The organism is Paenarthrobacter sp. AR 02, from assembly GCF_021538675.1.
In the GTDB taxonomy this organism is placed as follows: domain Bacteria; phylum Actinomycetota; class Actinomycetes; order Actinomycetales; family Micrococcaceae; genus Arthrobacter.
In genome coordinates this window covers 885,291-900,725 of record NZ_JAJUKH010000001.1, presented here as the reverse complement: position 1 = coordinate 900,725, position 15,435 = coordinate 885,291, and the positions used below count along the sequence as shown (strand labels likewise).

The 15,435-nt window shown below is 63.8% G+C and carries 14 protein-coding genes and 1 tRNA gene; 4 read left to right on the top strand and 11 right to left on the bottom strand.

The genetic code is table 11. The annotated features are described in order from the left end of the window. Nucleotides 1-46 precede the first annotated feature (46 nt). From LRQ04_RS04215 to LRQ04_RS04205, 3 genes are read right to left on the bottom strand one after another with little or no spacing between them, the layout of a single operon-like run. Nucleotides 47-889, bottom strand: coding sequence for a sugar phosphate isomerase/epimerase (locus LRQ04_RS04215; RefSeq protein WP_235517891.1), 843 nt, complete (start codon nt 887-889; stop codon nt 47-49). Then, nucleotides 886-2,100 (bottom strand): dihydrodipicolinate synthase family protein, encoded by a 1,215-nt coding sequence (locus tag LRQ04_RS04210; RefSeq protein ID WP_235517890.1) that lies wholly within the window; start codon nt 2,098-2,100, stop codon nt 886-888. Before LRQ04_RS04210 ends, LRQ04_RS04215 begins: the two co-directional genes overlap by 4 nt. Continuing rightward, a complete protein-coding gene (locus LRQ04_RS04205; RefSeq protein WP_235517888.1) occupies nt 2,100-3,269 on the bottom strand; it encodes a Gfo/Idh/MocA family protein in 1,170 nt (389 codons plus the stop codon). Before LRQ04_RS04205 ends, LRQ04_RS04210 begins: the two co-directional genes overlap by 1 nt. Before the next feature lie 199 nt (nt 3,270-3,468). On the opposite strand from LRQ04_RS04205, the gene LRQ04_RS04200 reads away from it, so the two are divergent. Continuing rightward, complete coding sequence (locus tag LRQ04_RS04200; protein WP_235517887.1) at nt 3,469-4,506, top strand: LacI family DNA-binding transcriptional regulator; 1,038 nt, start codon at nt 3,469-3,471, stop codon at nt 4,504-4,506. 90 nt (nt 4,507-4,596) lie between these two features. On the opposite strand, the gene LRQ04_RS04195 is transcribed toward LRQ04_RS04200, so the two are convergent. The 3 genes from LRQ04_RS04195 to LRQ04_RS04185 form a co-directional block, all read right to left on the bottom strand. Continuing rightward, nucleotides 4,597-5,370: a sugar phosphate isomerase/epimerase gene (locus LRQ04_RS04195; RefSeq protein ID WP_235517886.1), complete on the bottom strand. Its 774-nt coding sequence runs from the start codon at nt 5,368-5,370 to the stop codon at nt 4,597-4,599. Nucleotides 5,371-5,736: 366 nt separating this feature from the next. Next, nucleotides 5,737-6,309, bottom strand: a complete 573-nt coding sequence (locus tag LRQ04_RS04190) for a GNAT family N-acetyltransferase (RefSeq protein ID WP_235517885.1) — start codon at nt 6,307-6,309, stop codon at nt 5,737-5,739. A gap of 48 nt (nt 6,310-6,357) precedes the next feature. Continuing rightward, complete coding sequence (locus tag LRQ04_RS04185) at nt 6,358-7,212, bottom strand: LysR substrate-binding domain-containing protein (RefSeq protein ID WP_024818365.1); 855 nt, start codon at nt 7,210-7,212, stop codon at nt 6,358-6,360. A gap of 166 nt (nt 7,213-7,378) precedes the next feature. On the opposite strand from LRQ04_RS04185, the gene LRQ04_RS04180 reads away from it, so the two are divergent. Then, a complete protein-coding gene (locus tag LRQ04_RS04180) occupies nt 7,379-8,779 on the top strand; it encodes an MFS transporter (RefSeq protein ID WP_235517884.1) in 1,401 nt (466 codons plus the stop codon). A gap of 51 nt (nt 8,780-8,830) precedes the next feature. Here LRQ04_RS04180 and LRQ04_RS04175 read toward each other — a convergent pair whose 3' ends face one another. From LRQ04_RS04175 to LRQ04_RS04165, 4 genes are all read right to left on the bottom strand, one after another. Then, a complete protein-coding gene (locus tag LRQ04_RS04175) occupies nt 8,831-9,988 on the bottom strand; it encodes a N(5)-(carboxyethyl)ornithine synthase (RefSeq protein WP_235517883.1) in 1,158 nt (385 codons plus the stop codon). Then, nucleotides 9,985-10,119 (bottom strand): hypothetical protein, encoded by a 135-nt coding sequence (locus tag LRQ04_RS20575; protein ID WP_011776304.1) that lies wholly within the window; start codon nt 10,117-10,119, stop codon nt 9,985-9,987. Before LRQ04_RS20575 ends, LRQ04_RS04175 begins: the two co-directional genes overlap by 4 nt. 211 nt (nt 10,120-10,330) lie before the next feature. Continuing rightward, nucleotides 10,331-10,404: transfer RNA gene (locus LRQ04_RS04170), tRNA-Gly, on the bottom strand. A 99-nt stretch (nt 10,405-10,503) separates the two neighbouring features. Next, complete coding sequence (locus LRQ04_RS04165) at nt 10,504-11,961, bottom strand: D-alanyl-D-alanine carboxypeptidase family protein (RefSeq protein WP_235517882.1); 1,458 nt, start codon at nt 11,959-11,961, stop codon at nt 10,504-10,506. A gap of 241 nt (nt 11,962-12,202) precedes the next feature. Here LRQ04_RS04165 and LRQ04_RS04160 point away from each other — a divergent pair, with 241 nt between their 5' ends. Beyond that, complete coding sequence (locus LRQ04_RS04160; protein ID WP_235517880.1) at nt 12,203-12,646, top strand: SRPBCC family protein; 444 nt, start codon at nt 12,203-12,205, stop codon at nt 12,644-12,646. Nucleotides 12,647-12,697: 51 nt separating this feature from the next. Here the strand turns inward: LRQ04_RS04160 and LRQ04_RS04155 are convergent, their stop codons facing one another. Next, nucleotides 12,698-14,626 (bottom strand): CAP domain-containing protein, encoded by a 1,929-nt coding sequence (locus LRQ04_RS04155; RefSeq protein WP_235517879.1) that lies wholly within the window; start codon nt 14,624-14,626, stop codon nt 12,698-12,700. A 125-nt stretch (nt 14,627-14,751) separates the two neighbouring features. Here LRQ04_RS04155 and dcd point away from each other — a divergent pair, with 125 nt between their 5' ends. Further along, the gene (dcd, locus tag LRQ04_RS04150) at nt 14,752-15,327 is read left to right on the top strand and encodes a dCTP deaminase (RefSeq protein WP_011776299.1); all 576 of its coding nucleotides are present in this window, start codon (nt 14,752-14,754) and stop codon (nt 15,325-15,327) included. The last annotated feature ends 108 nt before the right edge of the window (nt 15,328-15,435 follow it).

Genomic DNA, 15,435 nt, shown 5'->3' with positions numbered 1-15,435 from the left:
GCGATCCTCCCGCGGCGCTTAGGGCATCCGCGGGAGGATCACGTAGTTACGCGAACGGGAGGACGAGCTCCGCGTAGCGCTGCTTCATGGTTTCCAGGACGCTGTCCCCATCGGCATCCCAGATCTCCTGGTTAAAGATTTCAACCTCAATGTCGCCCCTGTATCCGGCGTCCCTGACCCAGGCACCGATGGTCGCGAAGTCGATGACGCCGTCGCCCATCATGCCGCGGGACAACAGCGCGTCAGCGGCGATCGGCAGGTTGAAATCGCACACCTGGTAGGACGCGATGCGGTTCTCCCGGCCAGCACGTTCAATCTGGGCCTTGAGTTCCGGATCCCACCAGACGTGGAAGGTGTCGACGGCGACGCCAACAGCCCTTGCGTCGTAAGGCGCCGCGAGATCGAGTGCCTGGCCCAAAGTGGAGATCAGGGCGCGGTCAGCGGCGTACATCGGGTGCAGGGGTTCAAGAACCAAGCGGACGCCGTTCTCGGAAGCGAAGGGAACCAGCTCTTCCAGGCGATCGGCCACGCGTTGACGGGCCGCAACCACATCCTTTTCGCCGGGGGCGAGGCCACCCACCACCAGGAACAGCTCCTGGGTGTCGAGCGCTACTGCTTCGCGGACGGCGTCGAAGTTGTCTGCCAGAGCGGCGGCCTGTCCTTCGGCATCGGCCGCTGTAAGGAAACCGCCGCGGCACAGCGAGGAAACCCGGAGCCCGGCGTCCTTGATGAGCTTGGCTGCTTTGTCCAAGCCAGCCTCGGCCACGCGGTCACGCCAAGGGCCAATCGCGGGAATGCCGGCGCGGGCACAGCCGTCGACGGCCTCGGCAAGTGTCCACTTCTTGGTGGTGGCGCTGTTCAAGGACAGTCGCGAGAAATCGGTGCTCATGCGCCTACTCCGTTGATCCGGAGGTAGTCCGACATGCGGAAGGCTGCCAGTGACGGATCCTTCAACAATCCTGCCTTGTCCGCCAGTTCGAAGGTCTTGGCCAGGTGCAGGACCGACCGGCCGGAATGGAGCCCGCCCACCATTTGGAAACCGGGCTGCTTTCCGTTGAGCCAGGACATGAACGCGATCCCGGTTTTGTAGTAGAACGTGGGGGCGCTGAAGATGTGCTTCCCGAGCTCGCGGGTGGAGTCCAGGATGGCGCGGCCCTCGGCGCCCTGACCGGCGTCGTACCTCTGCAACGCAACCGAAGCGGCCGGGTAGATGGCGGCGAAGATGCCCAGGAGGGCGTCCGAGTGGTGCGTCTCGTCGCCGTCGATCAGTTCCGGGTAGTTGAAGTCGTCTCCGGTGTAGAGGCGGACGCCTTCCGGCAGGTTGGCGCGGAGGGCGACCTCGTGGGAAGCATCCAGCAGCGAAACCTTGACGCCGTCAACCTTGTCCGAGTGCTCGCGGATCAGGCTAAGGAACGTTTCGGTGGCGACGGAGACGTCATCGGAGCCCCAATACCCGGCCAGTGCGGGGTCGAACATGGTGCCGAGCCAGTGCAGGATGACGGGCTGGTCAACTTCCTGCAGGAGCGTGGAGTAGACGTGCAGGTAGTCGTCGGCGCCATTGGCCACCTTGGCGAGGGCGCGGGAAGCCATCAGGATCACTTTGGGTCCGGCTTCGCTGACGACGGCGATCTGCTCGCGGTATGCCTCGATGACTGCCTGGATGCCGGCTGTGCCGTCAGGCAGTGCCGTGATGTCCAACTGGTCCGTTCCAGCGCCGCAGGACACAAGGTCCTGGACGGACTTGCCTGCGACGGCGGCGTTTCCGGCGGCCACCACGGAGGCAGCCTCGGCACCCGTGCGCTTGATGAGCTGCTGGGTTGCTGCCCAGTCCAGGCCCATGCCGCGCTGGGCAGTGTCCATGGCGTCGGCAACGCCCAGGCCGTAGGACCACAGCTCGTGGCGGTAGGCCAACGTGGCCTCCCAGTCCAGTTGTGCGGGGGCGCCGGGGGTGTTGTCTGCGGCAACCTCAGGGATGACGTGGGCTGCGGCGTAGGCGCGGCGGGCAGTCAACGGAGCCGTGGGCTTGGCCCACGAAGTTGCGGGCTTGAGGCGGTACTCGCGGGTGCCGCCGTCGTCAGTGGGAAGAATCAGTGACGTCATTAGAGGGTGATCTCCGGGATGTCGATGGTGCGGCGTTCAGCCGAGGACTGCAGGCCAAGCTCAGCCAGCTGCACGCCGCGGGCTGCGGACAGCAGGCCGAAGCGGTGCTCACGGCCGGCGACGACGTCCCGCAGGAATTCTTCCCACTGCAGCTTGAAGCCGTTGTCCAGCTCGGCGTTGGCGGGAACTTCCTGCCACTGGCTTCGGAAGGATTCGGTGACGGGCAGGTCCGGGTTCCAGACTGGCTTGGGGGTGTGGGCGCGCTGCTGTGCAACGCACTTGTTCAAACCGGCGACGGCGGAACCGTGCGTGCCGTCGATCTGGAACTCAACCAGTTCGTCGCGGTAGACGCGGACCGCCCAGGAAGAGTTGATCTGGCCGATGACGTCGTCGCCGCCCGGGGTTTCGAGCTCGAAGATGCCGTAGGAGGCGTCGTCTGCGGTGGCCTTGTATTCCTTGCCGGCCTCGTCCCAACGGGCGGGGATGTGCGTGGCTGTCTTGGCGTTGACGCTCTTGACCTTGCCGATGATGCCTTCAAGGACGTAGTTCCAGTGGCAGAACATGTCCGTGGTCATTCCGCCGCCGTCTTCCTTGCGGTAGTTCCAGGAGGGGCGCTGTGCAGCCTGCACGTCGCCTTCGAAGACCCAGTAGCCGAACTCGCCACGGATGGAGAGGATGCGGCCGAAGAAGCCTTCGTCCACCAGGCGGCGAAGCTTGACCAGGCCGGGGAGGTACAGCTTGTCGTGCACAACGCCTGCGGTGACGCCGGCTTCCTTGCCGATCTGTGCGAGCTCGATGGCCTCTTCGAGGGTTTCGGCCGTGGGCTTCTCGGTGAAGATGTGCTTGCCGGCGCGCATGGCCTTCTTCAGGGTGGCGGCGCGGAGGCTGGTCATGGAAGCGTCGAAGATGATGTCCACGGTGGGATCGGCGATGGCGGCATCCAGATCGGTGGTCCATTCGGAAACCTTGTGGAGCTCGGCGAGTTCGCGGATCTTCGCTTCATTGCGGCCTACGAGGATCGGTTCGACCTGGACCTTGGTGCCGTCCTCAAGGGTAAAACCCCCAGCGTCGCGGATGGGAAGGATGGACCGCAGCAAGTGCTGGCGGTATCCCATGCGGCCGGTGATGCCATTCATGGCGATGCGGATCGTCTTTGTTTCGAAACCCATGTTTTCTCTCCAGTACCTTGTGTGCCGGTCGCTCTGCGGTTGCCGGTGCTTGCTCTTGCATGTGTGGGAAAGCGCATTCCCATTGCAAAGAATCATGCACCATGGCGCGACAGCTTGGCAAGCGCTTTCCCAAAATCCGGAATGAACTGCCATAATTTCCCTAGCGCCAGTCCCGACGCCTGCAGACAAGGAGGGCCCCGTGGCCGCCAGCACACTCAGTGAAGTTGCCCGTTTAGCCGGAGTTTCCCTGGCCACAGCCTCCCGGGTCCTCAACGGCTCATCCCGCAAGCCCGCGGAGGACATCGCGGAGCGCGTCCGCGAGGCCGCCGACAAACTTGGCTACGTCCCCAATGCGCAGGCCCAGGCGCTCGCGAAGTCCAGTTCGGGCTTGATCGGCCTAATTGTCCACGACATCGCCGATCCCTACTTCTCGGCCATAGCCCGTGGAGTGCAGGAAGCCGCGCGGCAGCAGAATCGCATGGTGCTGCTGGCAAGCACCTCAGGCGCCCCCGCCGATGAGCGCGAGGCAGTAGCAGCCTTCGCTGCCCGCCGCGCGGACTCAATCGTGATTGCCGGTTCACGCTCCGTGCGGGCCGAGGACCGGCAGGGCAACGCCGAGCTCGCCGCCGAGTTGGATCGGTACTGCCGCAACGGCGGACATGTGGGGGTGGTGGGGCACCCTATCGTCGGCGCTTCCGCCTCAGAGGGCTACCACGTAGTGAAGGTCCCTAACGAGGAACTCGCGGCTGGCCTTGCCGCAGAACTGGCTGCCTCCCATGATGGCCCGTTCCTGATCATCGCAGGCCCTGAAGGCCTGTACACCTCCGACGACAGGGTCCGCGGATTCCAGCGCGGACTCGGCGACGCCGGCAGGGCACCGGCCGAGGTTATCCGCACCGGCTTCAACCGCGCCGGAGGATACGACGCCGGCCTGGCGCTCGCGGAACGCATCAAGTCTTCCGAAGAGCGGCTCTGCATCTTCGCGGTCAACGACGTCATGGCTATCGGAGTCACAGCGGCGCTGCGGCCGGAAGGGGTGTGGATTCCCCGCGACGCCAACATCGCCGGCTTCGACGATATCGAGACCCTGCGCGACTTCCGTCCGGCGTTGTCCACAGTCCACCTGCCGCTTGAAGACATTGGCCGGCTCGCTGCCGGAGACCCGGATACGCCACCTGTCAGCGGCGTGGTCAAGCTTCGCCGCAGTACTGAGGCCCCGTCGCGGAATCCCGCATAACCATGCCGCCGCGCGGGCGACCCGGGCATTCGCGGTGATTACCGACGTCGGGCGTTCCGGTGTGGTTCCGCCGGGCACGCGGCGTTCGCGCTAGTCCTCGCCCAGGGTGATGGTGTGCAGGAACGCGGCGTCATTGAGGACGTTCTCCGGGAGGTCGTCCTCGACGAATTCCAACATGATGTCCATATCCTTGCCGTTGCCCCGCAGGACGTCGGTGACGGTCTGCCATAGCAACTTGCGGTTCCGCAGCGGGAACCGTTCGGCTTCGGGCCCCCACGAGAAGCAGTGGACGCCCACCACGTGCGGCAGGACCTGGTGGAGCGAGTCGAGTGCCTGCTGGTCGGAAAGCCCGACGGCGGGTTGCCAGTAGGTGCCGACGTTGGCGTGGTTGACGCGGTTCAGCAGCTCGAGGGTAGTACCGGGGGAGTCGGTGAGGGTGTTGCCGTGGTATTCGAAGGCGATGGTGACTCCGCGTTCGGCCCCAAGATCGGCAATACGCTGGGTGTCGGTCACCACCGAGTCCCAGTGCTCCGGGCCGGCACCCTCGGATCCGAGTTCCCCGGCCCATACCCGGATCCTGGGGGCGCCCAGTGCGGTGGCTAGATCCAAGGCCCGTCCGAAATCTCCGAAAGCACCGCATCGGTAGTACGAGCCAAGCGACAAGACCCTGAGCCCAGCGTCTTCCGTCGCGCGTTTGGCGTGGGCGGCTGATTCCGTGTCACTTACGTGGACATCGGTGCCCCATTCGATGCCAGCCAGGCCAGCCTCGGCGGAAACCCGCACAACGTCGTCTATCCCGTGCGCTCTGAGGGTGACGGAACAGATGCCAGGCGTGAGGTCAGCCAACGTGGTGAGGTCGATCATGCTTCACAGGATACCGGGAATGCGCTTACCCAGTAAGGGCGTATCGCCTGCTGAACATTGTGCCGCACCCTTTTGCGCCTAGTGCGCCGGGTATGACCGGGCGCCGCACCCTTTTGCGCCTTGTGCGCCGGAGGTTACTGGTGCGCACGGCGAAAAGGGGTGCCGTCGAAAGGGTATGCCCATACGCCGCACCAGTTCGCGCCCCGTACGCAGGGCACGCGGACGTGCCGCACCCGTTCGCGCCCGGGGCGCCGGGTATGCCCGTACACCGCACCCGTTTACGCCCCGTGCGCCGGAGGTTACTGGTGCGAACAGCGGAAAGGGGTGCCTCGGGAAGGGTGCCCGGACGTGCCGCGCACACGCACGCTACAACTGGACCCAGTAGCGCCGGATCGCATCGGTGACTCCCAACTCCGGGGCAAAACTCTCCGGTGGCCGGACGCTTTCAAGAACGCCGCCGCACGCCTCGATGGTGCGGGCCGACGCCACGTTCGGCTGCTTGCAGGTCACGAGCACTCGTTCCATGCCAAGGTCACGACCCTCCAGAAGGGCGCTTTTCAGTGCTAGTTTGGCAAGCCCCCGGCCCCGCGCACTGGGCCGGATGCCGTAGCCGATGTTGCCTCCCACCTCAACGAGGTAGTCATTGACCAACGAGTGCCTGAGGCTGGCGGCGCCCAGGTAGGTGTCATCCTCGACTACCCAGATGGTGGTCTGGTTGGCCAAGCCTTCGGGAGGTTGGAAGCTCCCCTTGGGCAACTCGTGCAGCAGGCCAACCCATTCCGCGAAGTCGCTGCTGTCGCGTAGATCCAGGCCGTACCTCGCGGCCACAAAAGCCGCCGAGCCATCCTGATTAAGGGTCCCCCACTCGTTCCAGCTCTCCACCCAGGAAGCATGGAAGTTTGCGGACGGCCTCGTGAGCTTGGCGTCAGCGTCAATCATTTGGTGAGCGTACTACGGCCGCTTCAACGGGACCGGCACACGTGGCCATTAATTCGACTTACTCAGTGTCCGGCCCATGATGGCCTGGGTCAGGGCATCGATCACCTCTGCGTTCGCCAGCGGATTCCGGATCAGGGTGAAGTCGACGTCACCCACCGGGGGCAGGCCGAAGCGCTGGGTGATGACTTTCAGGTCTTCCGGTACCAGCGAGGCAGGCATCACGGCCACGCCAATACCTGCCCGCACAGCAGCCAGGACCCCGCTGATCTGCTTGGTACTGCAGGTGATCCGCCAGGTGCGGCCTTCGGCTTCCAAGGCATCGATGGCGAGCTTTCGGCTGAGGCTGGGTGCCGGGTAGGCAATGAGCGGCACCGGAGCGCCCGGTTCCAGCACGGTCTGCTCGACGCCTACCCATGCGAAGTTGTCATGCCGAACCACCGTACCTTCCTTTGCTCCGGCCACCCACTTCACGAACACGAGGTCCAGTTGCCCCGCATTGAGCCTCTTGTACAGCTGATCGCTTTGGCTGACGGTGAGCTCCAGGTTGATCTGCGGGTACAACTGCCGGAACTCGCGCAGGATCCGCGGGAGGCCCGTGATGGCGAGGTCGTCGGCGGTACCGAAGCGGAGTCGGCCGCGCATGGCCGAACCCGAAAAGTATCGTGCGGCGGAGTCGTGGGCGGCAAGGATACTTCGGGCAAAGCCGGCCATGGCGTCACCGTTGTCCGTCAGCCTGACTTCGCGGGTATCGCGGGCCACAAGCACCCGTTTCGCGGCAGCCTCGAGCTTACGGACGTGCTGGCTGACCGTCGGTTGCGCAAGTCCCAGACGCTCTGCGGCTTTGGTGAAACTCAGCGTCTCTGCGACGGCCAAAAAGGAACGGAGCTGGACAGGTTCGAACACGGAACTCCTAAAGCGCAGGTCAACGCCGGGTCGGAGCACTGCGCCACCGAACACCGCTCATTGCATTCCGCAATGCTAGTTATAGGCGCAATACGCTTCCATAATTGCTGCTGGCAACCATAGCGTTAAACGCATCCCACCGAAACTCTCCATCCGAGGACTACTTTTGGCACCCCCACCGCCTTCAGCGGCACACGTCAGCCAGCCCGTCATCGATTCTCTGTCCGCCCGTCCCTTGCCGGACACAAACCAACCGGACACCGTCACCCAGCCACTCGCCGTCGTGAGTGAAAAGCTGCCCTGGCGGCATACCTTCATCTCCCTGAAGGTCCCCAACTTCAGGATTTTCGCGATCGGCCACTTCATCGCCGTGATCGCCATCTGGATGCAGCGCATCGCCCAGGACTGGATGGTGCTGGAACTTTCCGGTTCCGTTACCGCCGTCGGAATTACCGTGGCGCTGCAGTTCATGCCGTCGCTCTTCCTGGGACCGTGGGGCGGCATGATTGCCGACCGTTTCCCCAAACGGAAGATCCTCATCATCTGCCAGTCGGCAGCTGCGGTGCTGGCTGCCCTGTTGGCCGTGCTGTCACTGAGCCAGCGGGTTGAAGTCTGGCACGTGTATGCCATTGCCCTGGCGTTGGGCTTCGTGACGGTCCTCGACCAACCGGCACGGCAGGTCTTCGTCAATGAACTCGTCGGACCAAAATACCTGCGCAACGCCATCAGCGTGAACTCAACGACCTTCCAGCTCGGCGGCCTGATCGGGCCGGCCCTGGCCGGTGTGCTGCTCACCGCTGTGGGTGCAGGCTGGGCCTTCGCTGCCAACGCGGTTGCGTGCTGCTCTACCGTGACCATGCTGCTCATCCTGCGCAAGGACCAACTGCACCTCAGCCAGCCCACGCCACGCAAGAAGGGCATGCTGCGCGAAGGCCTGAACTATGCGCTCAGCAAGCCCACCATCTACTGGCCTTGGCTTATGGCGGGCTTCGTCGCAGTTTTCGCGATGAGCCTTCCGGTGCTGTTGGCGGCTTTTGCGGACCACGTGTACGACGCCGGAGCCGGAGGCTACGGCCTGCTGAACGCGATGGTTGCGCTCGGTGCACTGACCGGCGCGGTGGCGTCCACCCGACGTCGGCAGTTGAGGTTACGTTCGGTGGTCACGTCCGCCGGGTTGTACGGCCTGATGCTTTGCCTGTCCTCGATCATGCCGTCCATGGTGTGGTTCAGCGTCATCATGGTGCTCGCCGGATTCTGGTGCCTGATGTTCCTGACCGCCGCCAACCAGATGGTGCAGACCAGTTCCAACATGAGTATCCGCGGCCGCGTCATGAGCCTGTACCTCGTGGTGCTGATCGGTGGCCAGGCCATCGGCGGGCCCATGATGGGCTGGCTGGCCGAGCACCTCGGTCCGCACCTGGCTATTTTGATAGCGGGCGGCGTGCCGGCCATCGCGGCCGCGGTAGTCGCCGTCGTACTGGCCAGGAAGTCGTCCTTGCACCTGAAGGTAGACCTGCGCGACCGGCGCCGGGTGCTGCGGATTGTGCAGGAGCCCCAGACGGCTTAACAGAGAAGGCAGCGCCGGTGGCGAACCGCGGGCGCTGCCTTCTGTTTGGTGCTATGACGTTGCGAGGTGCGGGTACTCCGCCGAGCGACCTTGGAACTCCAGGACGTCTAAGTTGCGGATGACGCCGTCGCGGATTTCGATAGCGCGGCTGATGGTCTCGTTGGCATCCCACGCGTCCGGTCCCGCCACCACAGTGTCCAGGAAGGGCAACAAAGCCTCGCTGATTTCCCAGCTGGCCGAGTTCCACAGGTAGGACGGACTGTGGTCCACCGCGTAGTAATTGACGTGTCCACCCACGCGGAACATGGGCTCGTCGAACGTGGTGGTCCGCGCCCAGCTGAAGCCCATGCCTTCGTCGCAGGAAACATCCACGATCAAGCTGTCCGGCTGGAATTCAGCCAGGTCCTCGGTCCGCAAGTATGTCAGCGGCGCGTTCGGGTCCTGCAGGGTGCAATTGACCACGATGTCGGCCGCCGCAAGGAAGGGCGCCAACGGCTTGCGACCGTTGTTCGTGATGACTTCGCTGAGGAAAGGGGCCTTACTGTCATGGTCGAACTGTACGATTCGCACTGAATGGATCGGCGATCCCACGGCAGCGACACCCCGGTTGGTCAGGACCTGCACATCGTGGACGCCATGGGCGTTCAACGCGGTGACGGCACCGCGGGCAGTGGCCCCGAAACCGATGACCACCGCACTCAAGCGCCGGCCGTAGTCGCCCGTGGAACCCGTCAGGGCCAAGGCATGCAGCACGGAGCAGTACCCGGCGAGTTCGTTGTTCTTGTGAAAGACGTGAAGGCCAAAACCGCCGTCCCCTGCCCAATGGTTCATTGCCTCGAAGGCAATGAGCGTGAGCTTCTTATCTATCGCCAACTGGGTGATAGCTCGGTCCTGCACGCAGTGAGGCCATCCCCACAACGTTTGGCCGTCGCGGAGTTCGGCCAAATCCTGGGCCTGCGGCTTCGGGAGCAGGATGACGTCGCTGTTGGCGATCAACTCCTCGCGCGTCCCGAGCCCGCCCACCAAAGATTCAAGTTTGCTGTCCGGGACGCCGAACCGTTCGCCGTAGCCGTATTCGAACCGGAGCTGTTGACGCACTTCCGGAGCAATGCGCTCCAAATGCTGGGGATGGATGGGCAGGCGGCGCTCATTGGGCTTCAGCGAGGAAGCGAGGACGCCTATGCTCAGCTGGCCAGTTGGCGCGGTCACTTCTTGTTGCCGGTGGAAGGCTTCGCGGCCTCGGTGGCGGAGGACTCGGAAGCCCGCTTGTCCGCCCGCTTTTCCTTGATGGACTTACTGGACTTTTTCGATGCAGTTTGGCGCGGTGATTTGTCGCCCATGATGGCTCCCTTAGAGCGGAGTCGACATGACTCCTGACTCCTGACGATACACCTCCGTGGAACACGCTGTGGCCGGGGTCACTGGGGATCTGCGCGCAAGGGAGAGGTGAGCCTCGGGCAGGCGGCCCGCGGGGCGGTCAGCCTCGGGCAGGCGGCCGGAGATCAGGCCTGGGACAGAAGAAACCCCGGATCGCTGGATCAGGGGTTTCCTTGGAGCGGGCGACGGGAATCGAACCCGCGTATCGAGCTTGGGAAGCTAGCGCTCTACCATTGAGCTACGCCCGCACTGCCCAGGGAAAATCCCCTGAGCGAGTCCTAGCTTAGCGCAGTTCCAGCGCTGCTCTTGACCGCGCCGCGGTTCCCGTGCGCCGCTCCCTGTGGCATTTACTTGAACAGCTTCATGCCGCTCCAACCGTTGCCCACCTGGCGTTGCGTCGTCCAAGCGCCCAGTCCCAAGCCGTAGCTGACCAGGTAGCCGTCCACGGTTTGGGCCGTGATGCTGCGCGTACCGGGCCCGGACAATCCGAAAGTGGGGACCAACGCCTTCATGGTTCCCCAACCTGAGCCCGCCGTGACAGGGAGGCCCGCAAAGCCGCCCGCGCCGTTGCCGCGGTAACTGAGGAGTTGCCCGGACGTGTTGGTGGCAAGGATGTCGTTGGCGCCATCAGCGTCCCAGTCGGCCATGGTCAATCCCATGCCCGCCCACCCACTGCCGATGTCGACGCGGTAAGTCAGCGCCCTCCCGGACGTGTTGGGGTAATAGCGGAGCCCGCCATCCGGGAAGTAACCCACGATGCCCGGGTAACCCTGGGCATTCGACCATTTACCTACCGTGATGGTCATCTTGTCCCAGTCGCCCGTTCCCACCACAATTTGGGTTGAGAAAGCCCCGCCCGGCCAACCTTTGAACAGGCCAAGGGTGCCGTTGTTCCACTGAGCAAGAATGTCGTAGACGCCATCGGAGTCCCAGTCCACAACGAATGCCTGCTTCAGGCCAGTCCAATTGGAACCAATCTGCACGGGGGCTCCGTAGCCTCCCCACGCCTGAGCCGGATAACGCAGAAGCCGGCCGTTCGGGTCTGCGGCCACCAGGTCCGCTCCGGAAGTAATACTTGCATAGGCCGACGGATTACCGGCGAAATAATGCTCCATGGTGGGTATGCCGCGACGTTTCATATCGGTGGCCAAATCCACGCCCACATAGCGCAGGTGCCACGGCTCATAGCTATACCCCGTGGTGCCCGTGTAACCGTTGGGGTAGCGGACAATGAAGCCGTACTTATAAGCGTTGGCAGCCACCCAAATACCAGCCGTGGTGTCCCCAAAGCACGTGCTCAATCCGCACGAGCCGTTGGCATTCCCGACATCCACGGCCAGGCCTGTCTGATGCTCGCTGTACCCGGGACGGGCGGAGATCAAATCGGCTTGCGCCTGACCATAAATGCTGACGTAGTACGCATACAACTGCTGCTGCTGGGCGTATGAGCGGTAACCGCTGACCACCGCAAGCCCGCCCGTTCCGGCGTCCGCAGCACCCTGGAACAAACCATTCAGCCATGCCGCTGCTTCCGCGCGCAAATACTGCCCCGAGCCGCGGGCATTGACGAGGTCGCCGGGTGCGTAACTTGCCGGGTTGAGCGGTCGCGACTTGTTGACCAGCACAGACAGGCCGGCCGGATCGCCCAAGGGGTCCACGCCAGGGAGCGGATTCGCCGCAGCCGGAACCGCTGCCGCGACCCGGGTATCCACCGCCGACGCAGGAGCGGCGAGCACGGCTCCGCCAACCACCGCAAGACTGAGGAAAGCTGCGCACGCCGCAAGCCGCCGTCGGACGTTCCCCATGGAAACCCGACCGTTATAAACCCGCATTACGCCCCCAATTTTGGTTTTAGCCAGCGGCAGGCACTTTACCGGGCCAAGCCGCGCATGTCAGCCATGCCCCGAAAATTCGCAGGTAACCATTCGGTCAAGGCTCGTCAGTCCTGTGTCGAACACGTTCGAGGCTGACTATTCTGAAGGTGTTAGCTGCAGTGTATGGGGAACCCGGCTACGACAATTGAACCGTGCGCCGAAAGAGGTTTCCGTGGCATTCGCAGCCCATGAAGTGGTGATCAACAAGGATGCCATGACTGTTTTCCAGTTCCTGATGGATGGCACCAACAATTCCCTCTGGCGGTCAGGTGTTCGCAGCATCTCGCTCCGATCGGGAATTCGCGGAGAAAAGGGTGCTGTGTACCAGCAGACGCTCACCGGGCCCGGTGGCCGCCCGATTGCCGCCGACTTCAAAATCACCGACGCCCGACCCGGCGCTGAAGTCCGCTTTGAGGTAGTCAACGGACCGGCGAAACCCACCGGGGGTTATTACCTCAGCACCGAGGGCGCCACCACGCGCCTCCGCTTCGCGCTGGAATACCACCCCAAGGGCCTGCAGAAGCTGATGAATGGCATGATCCAGAAGACCATGGAAAGCGAAGTAGCCCAGCTGGAACGGCTCAAAACAGTGATTGAGTCGCGCTCGGCGGCTTAGGCCGCGTTAATTCACGACGGCGGTAGCCAGCCTTGGGTGCCCCAAACTGGTCTACTGCGCGAACTTCAGTCCGCCCCAACCAACCCCGATGGTCACGGGGGTTGTGAGACGCCCGGTAGTCAGGTCCCAATATTCCACCACTCCGTTGCGGTCCAAGCCGGCGATCCCCACCGAATCGGGCCCTGTGACACCCCGCAGGGCGCGCAATCCCGTGTAGTCGGTCCAGGCTGCGCCGACTGCCGGCCGTGATTCCTGTTTCGGAGTGCCCAGGCCGCTGCCGCGATAGAGCCGCAAGGTGCCGTTGGCCTCGGTGGTCAGTAGGTCCTGGAAGCCATCCGCGTTGTAGTCCACCATGCTCAGACGGATCGCTGGGTTGCCGGTACCGATGGCGGACTGCGTCTTTATGGGGCCCAAGCCCGCGTTTCTGTACAAATAAAAGTTGCCGCCGGAGTCCATGGCCACAATCTGGGGGAGCCTGTTGTTGGCGCACCATGTGCCAATTGCAATGTTGAGCGTCCCCCATCCCTGGCCCAACGTGATCGGCGGCTTGAAACCACCGCCCTGGAGGCCGGGGAACACCAAGAGGGCGCCATCGAGCCTCTGCGAGACGAGGTCGAATACGCCATCACGGTCCCAGTCCACGATGAAGAGGTCCTTGATGCCGGTGAACCCACTACCAATCGTTCTGCCCGCACCGTAGCGGCCGCCGCCCAAGGACGGGTAAGCCACCACGGAGCCGTTCCCGGAAATGGAGACAAGATCGGCCGCACTGCGGATGGATGCTTTGCTCAAGTTCACGGTTGGGGGTTGGTATTTGTTGTCGGGTTGGCACACAGCCACCGGATCGGTGGGCGGTGTGACCGTTCCCCCGGGCCGTGTGGTGGTCCCCGCCGGGAGGGTGGTGTAGCCAAAGAAGTTCACCACACCCCAAATCGTGTATCGGTTCGGCGTGGTCTGCCAGTTGCCGTCCGTGTACGTGATGCCAATGCCCATCACGTTGAACCGCGGATCCCGGAGGAGGGCATCGTGGCCCGGTGACTGCTTCCACCACTCCACAAGCTGCGCGGCGTCACGGTCCCAGCGGACTGCGATGACTTCACCCGCGCCGTTGTTCGGGTTGAGTGCCCGGGGGTCGGTCCAGAAATTAGGACGGTGCTGGATCACTTCGCGGGTCGCGATGTTGTTGGACCACTCCTGGGCCAGGCTTGCCACCGTTGCGTGGTACTTCACCGGTGCCAGGCCGAGGGACGCGCGGTAGCTGTTGATCGCGTTGAAGACCGTCAGGATCGCGGCCGCATTGCTGTCAGGAAGGAGCGCCAATGCTCCATTGTCGGGTCCGGTTGACTCGCTGGGTGCCTTGCCAGGGAAGGGGGTTGGGGTTGTCGTGGGTGATGTCGGTTTCGGGGTTACCACCGACGGCGTTGGGCTTGGCGTCTGGGTAGGGGCGGACGGCGCGGGGCTTGGCGTTGTTGCCGCGGACGGCGTTGGAGTCGGCGTCTGCTGTGGAACCGGTCCGATAGCGGGAGCCGTTGGCGCGGGATCGGGTACCACGGCGGATGTGGTGTCCCTTGGTGCGGGCTCAGCATCCGCTGAGGGAGGGTCAGTGATGCCGGTATCCGGGACACTGGGGTTGTCCGGTCCCCACGACGGGCCGATGTTCGGTACCGGCGGCGGCGTCTCGAACACTGGATCAATCGCTACCGGCCCACCGCCGCCAGCTGGTTCGGCAGCCGGAATGCTAGCGGGATCATCGGCGCTGCCGACTACTGGAGGGGCTTCGGAAGGTACAGGGTCGGCGATCGGTGCCGGGTCCGCCGTCGTGCTCGCTTCCGGGGCGTTCAGTCCCGACGGGACGCCGGCTGAAGAAGCCGTGCCGTCAGGGACGGTTTGGGTGGCCGGGAGGAGCTGGCTTGAAGCAGCCACGCACAAGGCCAGCGCTCCGGCCAGCACAATAGCGGCAGGCGCTGCCAGTTTTTTCACAATTACCCCGCGAATGCTCGATGCCCCCAGGTACGGGCGCGGTTCTACATGTCCGGGAACTATAGTCCCATGGGGCGGCCCGGACAATGCATCGGGTATTTGGTGCATGGGGTATTTTTGATGCTGTGCTGATCTCTGACCGCGATATTCGTGCCGAAATAGACTCCCAACGGATTGTTCTTGAACCGTACGACCCTGCGATGGTCCAGCCGTCTTCCGTGGACGTCCGGATTGACCGGTTCTTCCGGCTGTTCGACAACCACAAGTACGCCCACATTGACCCCGCCGAAGAACAGCCGGAACTGACGCGGCTGGTAGAGGTCGAAGGTGACGAACCCTTCATCCTGCACCCCGGCGAATTCGTACTGGGCTCCACCTACGAAACAGTCAGCCTGGCGGACGATATCGCCGCGCGCCTCGAAGGAAAGTCGTCCTTGGGCCGTCTCGGGCTGCTGACGCACTCCACTGCCGGCTTCATCGACCCCGGATTTTCCGGGCACGTGACCCTGGAGTTGTCGAACGTCGCCACTCTCCCCATCAAGCTGTGGCCGGGCATGAAGATCGGCCAGCTCTGCTTCTTCCGGCTCACGTCGTCCGCCGAGCACCCCTACGGCTCCGGCGAATACGGCAACCGCTATCAGGGCCAGCGCGGTCCCACCGCCAGCCGCAGCCACCAGAACTTCCACCGGACGTCCATCTAGTTCCATTGCGTCGAGGGTTAGCTCTCGCGTCTTTCGTCGGCGCTGAGGGGTGAGCTCTCGGCCCTTTTGGGTGGTGCTTTCTCCCGAGATCTCACCCCTCGATGAGGT

What these genes read in the sequence shown, in the direction of transcription:
- LRQ04_RS04215 (WP_235517891.1), bottom strand. Translation starts at nt 889, where the DNA reads ATGAGCACCGATTTCTCGCGACTGTCCTTGAACAGCGCCACCACCAAG.
- LRQ04_RS04210 (WP_235517890.1), bottom strand. Translation starts at nt 2,100, where the DNA reads ATGACGTCACTGATTCTTCCCACTGACGACGGCGGCACCCGCGAGTAC.
- LRQ04_RS04205 (WP_235517888.1), bottom strand. Translation starts at nt 3,269, where the DNA reads ATGGGTTTCGAAACAAAGACGATCCGCATCGCCATGAATGGCATCACC.
- LRQ04_RS04195 (WP_235517886.1), bottom strand. Translation starts at nt 5,370, where the DNA reads ATGATCGACCTCACCACGTTGGCTGACCTCACGCCTGGCATCTGTTCC.
- LRQ04_RS04190 (WP_235517885.1), bottom strand. Translation starts at nt 6,309, where the DNA reads ATGATTGACGCTGACGCCAAGCTCACGAGGCCGTCCGCAAACTTCCAT.
- LRQ04_RS20575 (WP_011776304.1), bottom strand. Translation starts at nt 10,119, where the DNA reads ATGGGCGACAAATCACCGCGCCAAACTGCATCGAAAAAGTCCAGTAAG.
- LRQ04_RS04165 (WP_235517882.1), bottom strand. Translation starts at nt 11,961, where the DNA reads ATGGGGAACGTCCGACGGCGGCTTGCGGCGTGCGCAGCTTTCCTCAGT.